The following is a 5,847-nucleotide window of genomic DNA, read 5'->3' as shown; positions in this document are numbered from 1 at the left end:
CGCCCGGTGACGGCCACCGTGCCCACCACGCCTTCTCCGGCCCCGGCAAGCTCGCGCAGACCGGCCAGCACGGCGCGGGCCGCGCCGCCGTTGCCCAGCACCAGTGCCCTTTCGCACCGCCACCCTGCTGCCGCGCGCTGGCGCAACGGGGCCAGAAAGCCGGTAACGTCTGTGTTTTCGCCCAGCAGCTGCCCGTCGCGCCAGTACAAAGTGTTCACCGCGCCCACGGCGCGGGCGCGGTCGCTGACGCCGTCCAGCAGGGGCAGCACGGCTTGCTTGTGGGGAATGGTGACGCTGGCGCCGCGTATGGGCAGGGTGCGCACGGCGGTGATGAAATCGCCCACGCGGCCCGGCTCCAGCGGCCAGGCCATGTACACGGCGGGCACGTCCAGCAGGCCGAAGCCCCAGTTGTGCAGCAGGGGGCTCATGGTATGGCCGAGGGGGTGGCCGATGATGCCGTAGAGTTCGCGGGGCAGGAACGGATGTGCGGGCATGGGGCGGCCTCCGGCGGACGGCCCCTTTCACACAGGGGCAAATGTCCAGAACCACTGCGAGGCCCCTGCCTTTTATATCCAGACTGACCGCTGCAGTGGCAGTTTTTAGGGGGGAGCCTCAGCCGTTATGCGCGTCTTCGAGCATTACGGATGAGAACAGCAAAGCGGGGTTCGGGGAGGGAGACCCTTTGCGCTCTGCGGTCACCATCCGTAAGACTCGCGCGATGCGCTCGTCTAACGGCTGCCGCAAAGGGTCCCCTCCCCGATATCTCTCTTTTCTGTTGGGTTAAATAACCTTGTTCAGCGAATACTCGATGATGCCCTCGGCACCGGCGGAGCGCAGGCGGGGGATGAGGTCGCGCACAAGGTCGTTTTCCACCACGATTTCCACGGCGTACCAGGTGCTGTCGCGCAGCCCTGCCACGGTGGGCGAATTGAGGCTGGGCAGTTGGTCGAGCACGGCGTCCAGGTTGTGGGCGGGCACGTTCATCTTCAGGCCCACCAGCGAATCGGCGCGCAGGGCGCCTTGCAGCAAGAGGTCGATCTGCTCGATCTTGGCGCGCTTCCACGGGTCGGCCCAGGCGGCCTTGCCCGCGATGAGCACGGTGTTGGTCAGCAGCACCTCGGCGATGATGCGCAGGCCGTGGGCCTTGATGGTGGTGCCGGTTTCGGTGACCTCGACGATGGCGTCGGCCAGGCCTTCCACCACCTTGGCCTCTGTGGCGCCCCAGGAATACTGCACCTTGACGGGGATGCCCGCGTCTTCGAAGTAGCGGCGGGTAACGCCCAGCAGTTCGGTGGCGATGGTGCACCCGGCAAGGTCTTCCGGTCGCACGTAGGGCGAATCGCCGGCCACGGCCAGCACCCAGCGGGCCGGGCGGTTGCTGACCTTGGAGTAGACCAGGTCGGACACGGTGACCACGTCGGCCCCGGTTTCCAGCAGCCAGTCCTTGCCGGTCAGCCCCACGTCGAGCACGCCGTCCTCGAGGTAGCGGGGAATTTCCTGCACCCGGCAGAGGCGCGCTGTCAGTTCCGGGTCGTTGATTTCCGGAAAGTAGTTGCGGTGATGCTTGCGGATCTTCCACCCGGAACGGGCGAACAGGTTCACGGTGGCTTCTTCGAGCGAGCCCTTGGGAATGCCGATCTTCAGCATGTTGTTGCCGGACATTATTTGTAGACCTCCTTGGGGTCGAACACGCGGGGCGAGCAGATGACGGATGCGCCGTCCTTCAGCTCTCGGTAGAAACAGCTGCGGTACCCTTCATGGCAGGCCGCGCCGCCCTTCTGATCCACGAGCAGCAGCACGGTGTCGCTGTCGCAGTCCAGGCGCACGGCCTTGATATGCTGGGTATGGCCCGACGTGCCGCCCTTGTGCCACAACCGGCCACGGCTGCGGCTGAAGTAATGCGCCTCGCCGGTGGCGAGGGTGGCGTCCCATGCTTCTTCGTTCATCCAGGCCATCATCAGCACTTCACCTGTGGCGGCGCACTGGGCGATGGCAGGCACGAGACCGTTCATTTTCGCAAAATCGGGACGGAAGCCTTGTGCGGCGTCGGAAGCCTGAGCCATGTGCGATATCCTCGCGCGGGGAAATCCCCCAAGGGGTTGCGGGGCAAGGCCCCAAAAAGGTTGCCGGGCGCGGCCGGGCGGAAGCAGGCAGGCGTCGGCGCATGCCGCGTTTGCCCGGTGCATGGCCGCAAGGTGGCGAATCTAGCCGTTCCGTGTAACGGATGCAAGGCGGCGAGGGGACACCCCAAGGCCCACGGCCTTGCTCGCCCGTTCACATGCGCACGCGCTGCCCTCTTCGGCGTACCACACGCCGCGAGGGGCTGCCCCTGTCGAACTGCCCTTCGACGTGCATATCGTTCACGCCAACATATTCTCTCTATTTCCGAGCATCATGCCGATATTTCCATTTTTGGTTCTCAAAAATCAATCTTGACGACCATAAATCAGTAGACAACCCCTCACTAAATCAAAAAAAACCCTCATTACACAATCAAAATACACGAAAAATTACAATAATCACCTAATGCGTAAGTATATTAACTCAAACCGTATCATTCATTCTGAATTGATTATCTTGAAATACACACCTTAATTAGCCACAACACAATTGCAATCAGAACACATGACAAATGATTAAACAATATTTAAGCATATTTTTTATATAATGAAAATATTCAATAATATGTACTATAAAAAAAATGCCAAATCAATTTTGTGTCATAGAAAACAAGAACCAGTGCCTAACATTTATTTATTTTGAATACAGCACAACTGCGCACACAATATGCTTTACATTTTGCAAGACACTATTTTTCATACTGAAAATCAAAAAATAAAGGCCGTATTCCCACCACGCGCTCGCCACAACAACAAATCAGTACATATCGTATCGCCAAAGAAACAAGTCAGCAGATATTGACACTGTGCATTCTCCGCGCACATACTTGTCCGCGAAATCACCACAACCCCATTACCTCGCGGCATCCTGTCCTCCCCTGCCGTCTCTACCTTCCATGCGCATTGCCATCATCATCCCTACGTACAACGAAGCCGACAACATTTCTCTGCTGCTGGACGCGCTGCATCGCCAGTTCTCCTGTATTCCGCACGAAATGCACGTCCTTGTGGTGGATGACAATTCACCGGACGGCACGGCGGACATCATCCGCGCCCGCCAGCGCAACACCCCCTGGTTGCACCTGCTGACCGGCAGGAAAGAGGGGCTTGGTGCTGCATACATTCGCGGCATGGCCCATTCCCTCGACGTACTGGGAGCGGACGCCGTGATGGAGATGGACGCCGACTTCTCGCACGATCCCGCGGACGTGCCGCGCATGATAGCGGCGCTGGACGCCGGGGCGGACATGGTCATTGGCAGCAGGTATGTGCGGGGCGGCAGCATTCCCGAAGACTGGGGGCTGCACCGCAAGCTCAATTCAAAATTCGGCAACATTGCCGCCCGGCTCATCGCGGGCATGCATCAGGTGGCGGACTGCACCGCCGGATTCAGGGCCATCCGCGCGTCCATGCTGCGGCAGATCGATCTGCCCAGCCTCAACGCCCGCGGCTATGTCTTCCAGATCGCCCTGCTGCACGAAATGCTTGCGCAGGACGCCCGCATTACCGAAATCCCGGTAAAATTCACCGACAGAACCCGTGGCGAGACCAAACTCGGCCTCGCGGACATCGCGGAATTCCTGCTGCGCGTGTGGGCCATCCGGCTGCGCTCGATGCGCACCTTTCTCTTCTTTTGTCTTGTGGGGGCGACGGGCGTGGCCGTCAATCTTGCGGTGTTCTCCGCCCTGGTGGCCGGGGGCATTGCGCCGCTGCTGGCCTCTCCGTTGGCGGTGGAAGTCGCCATCCTGTGGAACTTCCTGCTGAACAACCGCCTGACCTTCGGCAAGGCCGAATCAGGGCGCAGTGCTTTTGGCAAGCTGCTACGCTTCAATCTTGCCTCACTGGCCGGGCTGGGCGTGCATTGGGCCACATTCTGGGCCATCACGCGCCTGTTCCCGACGCTTCCGCCCCTGATGGCGCAGGCGTTGGCCATAGCGCCATCCACGGTGACAAACTACGTGCTGTATTCGCGGTGGGTCTTCAGCACCAACCGGCTGCGCTCAAAACTCAGCGGAATTATTCGCCTTGCCACGGCAACGCGCCCCATGGACTGACATGACGCCGACATACAGATACGTTGTGGCAGGCTTGCTGGTTCTGCTCTTTGCCGCCCGGTTCTACGGCATCGACAGCCCCATCCTCGACAAGCATTCATGGCGGCAAAGCGACACGGCGGGCACCGCACGCAATTTCCACGAAACGGGCAACAGCATCCTCCTGCCCCAGGTAGATTGGCGCGGCGACACCCAAGGCTACGCCGAAATGGAATTTCCCATCTACCAGTACAGCGTCGCCAAGCTGTATGACGTGTTCGGCCCCAGGGAATACGTCGCCCGCATTTTTTCCATAGCGCTCTTCGCACTTTCCGCGCTGTTGCTGTACAGGCTGGTGGCTGAAACGTGCTCCAAGGAACTGGGTCTGTTCACAACATTGATCTACGCCTCGCTGACCACAACCACCTATTATGCGCGGACCATACTGCCGGAACCTCTGCTGCTGGCAAGCTCCGCTGGCGCCCTGTACTTTCTCTGGCGTTATGCCCGCACGGGCGGCGTTGCCGACTATATCCTGTCACTGGCGTGCCTGTGCCTTGCCTGCCTGATAAAAGTCAGCCCGCTCTATCTTGGGCTGCCGTTGCTGCTGCTTTTTCACAAACGACACGGCATGCAGATGCTGCGCGTATGGCAATGCTGGCTGTACGCCGCCTGCGTGCTGGTGGCGCTGTACCTGTGGTATTCCCATGCCGCCACGCTGCGTGAAGCTACGAATCTCAGTTTTGGGCTCTACGGAGAGGCCAACGGCAAGTACTTCAACTGGAGTACGCTGGCTACACCAGGATTCTGGAACAGGGTGTTGTTCGAGCGACTGGCGGCGTGGCATTTCACGTGGGTGCTTGCGCCGTTCATCGTCTGGGGCATCTGCATGCGCAGACAGTCGCCCATGGAGCGGCTCTTCGACCTGTGGGGCATCGCGGTCTTCGTCTACCTGATCCTGATTCCCGTGGGCAATGCCGTGCATGACTACTATCAGTTACCCATGCTTGCCCCGCTGTGCGTCTTTGCGGCAAAGCCCTTCGCACGGCACCTCACCCGACCGGACGCGCCGCGGCTTGCCAAGGGAGTGCTGATCCTGTGCCTGGCCGTGCATGTCGGTATCGCGCAGTACAACTATGTCCGGACGATGACCAAGCACACTGATTACGCACCCTTCCAGCGCCTGCACGAGCGCCTTGACGCACTTGGCGGAAAAGACCACCCGGCCGGACAGAACGGGCAGAACAGTCTGGTCTACACGCCCACCCAGGGAACTCCGTCCCTGCTGTACTACCTGCATCGCAAGGGGTGGATCGGCCTGCCCACGTATGACGAATTCCTGTCGTCGCACGCCGTTGCCGTGGTGGGTGTATTCGGCTGGCGCAACTACATCCAGGGGCCTACGCCGGATCAGGTCCGCGCCCTGTACCCGCCCGAAGCTTTTGCACTGCTTGACGACGAGGTCTTCATCGTCGTCCGGAAGTAGATCGCAGCATCTCCCCCTTTGCCGCCACCTCGTGCGTTCAATCCCGCACCTTGGCGTGGGCGGACAGCACCGCCAGTTGCACCCCGGCCAGATGCTCCAGCTCCTCGGCCAGGGCCAGGGCGCGGGCGGCGGAAGGCCCGGCGCAGCACAGGCCGTGGCGTTCCATCCATACCGCGTCGCGGGTGACGGCGGCTGCCGCCACGGCGTC

The 5,847-nt window shown here is 60.8% G+C and carries 6 protein-coding genes; 2 read left to right on the top strand and 4 right to left on the bottom strand.

The genetic code is table 11. The features are described 5' to 3' along the window. The 3 genes from FVW27_RS06290 to hisI form a co-directional block, all read right to left on the bottom strand. On the bottom strand, nt 1-494 hold a 494-nt coding region (locus tag FVW27_RS06290), incomplete at its 3' end, for a shikimate dehydrogenase family protein (protein ID WP_424991850.1). Between the two features lie 286 nt (nt 495-780). After that, nucleotides 781-1,662, bottom strand: coding sequence for an ATP phosphoribosyltransferase (gene hisG / locus FVW27_RS06285; RefSeq protein WP_167123673.1), 882 nt, complete (start codon nt 1,660-1,662; stop codon nt 781-783). Next, on the bottom strand, nt 1,662-2,063 hold the full coding sequence (gene hisI, locus FVW27_RS06280; protein WP_167123671.1) for a phosphoribosyl-AMP cyclohydrolase: 402 nt from the start codon (nt 2,061-2,063) through the stop codon (nt 1,662-1,664). The genes hisG and hisI overlap by 1 nt, the downstream gene beginning before the upstream one ends. 953 nt (nt 2,064-3,016) lie before the next feature. Between hisI and FVW27_RS06275 the strand changes: the two genes are divergently transcribed. Both FVW27_RS06275 and FVW27_RS06270 read left to right on the top strand, forming a co-directional pair. After that, nucleotides 3,017-4,174 (top strand): glycosyltransferase, encoded by a 1,158-nt coding sequence (locus FVW27_RS06275; RefSeq protein WP_167123669.1) that lies wholly within the window; start codon nt 3,017-3,019, stop codon nt 4,172-4,174. 34 nt (nt 4,175-4,208) lie between these two features. Then, on the top strand, nt 4,209-5,639 hold the full coding sequence (locus tag FVW27_RS06270) for an ArnT family glycosyltransferase (protein WP_167123667.1): 1,431 nt from the start codon (nt 4,209-4,211) through the stop codon (nt 5,637-5,639). 37 nt (nt 5,640-5,676) lie between these two features. Here FVW27_RS06270 and FVW27_RS06265 read toward each other — a convergent pair whose 3' ends face one another. Then, the gene (locus FVW27_RS06265; RefSeq protein ID WP_341806095.1) at nt 5,677-5,841 is read right to left on the bottom strand and encodes a class II aldolase/adducin family protein; all 165 of its coding nucleotides are present in this window, start codon (nt 5,839-5,841) and stop codon (nt 5,677-5,679) included. Nucleotides 5,842-5,847: the final 6 nt, after the last annotated feature.

Source organism: Nitratidesulfovibrio liaohensis (assembly GCF_011682075.1).
GTDB classification, from domain to species: domain Bacteria; phylum Desulfobacterota; class Desulfovibrionia; order Desulfovibrionales; family Desulfovibrionaceae; genus Cupidesulfovibrio; species Cupidesulfovibrio liaohensis.
The sequence above is the reverse complement of the archived record's forward strand: the minus strand, read 5'-3'. Positions and strand labels throughout refer to the sequence as shown.

Coding starts and splice junctions, on each gene's coding strand:
- hisG (WP_167123673.1), bottom strand. CDS start 1,662: ATGTCCGGCAACAACATGCTGAAGATCGGCATTCCCAAGGGCTCGCTC.
- hisI (WP_167123671.1), bottom strand. CDS start 2,063: ATGGCTCAGGCTTCCGACGCCGCACAAGGCTTCCGTCCCGATTTTGCG.
- FVW27_RS06275 (WP_167123669.1), top strand. CDS start 3,017: ATGCGCATTGCCATCATCATCCCTACGTACAACGAAGCCGACAACATT.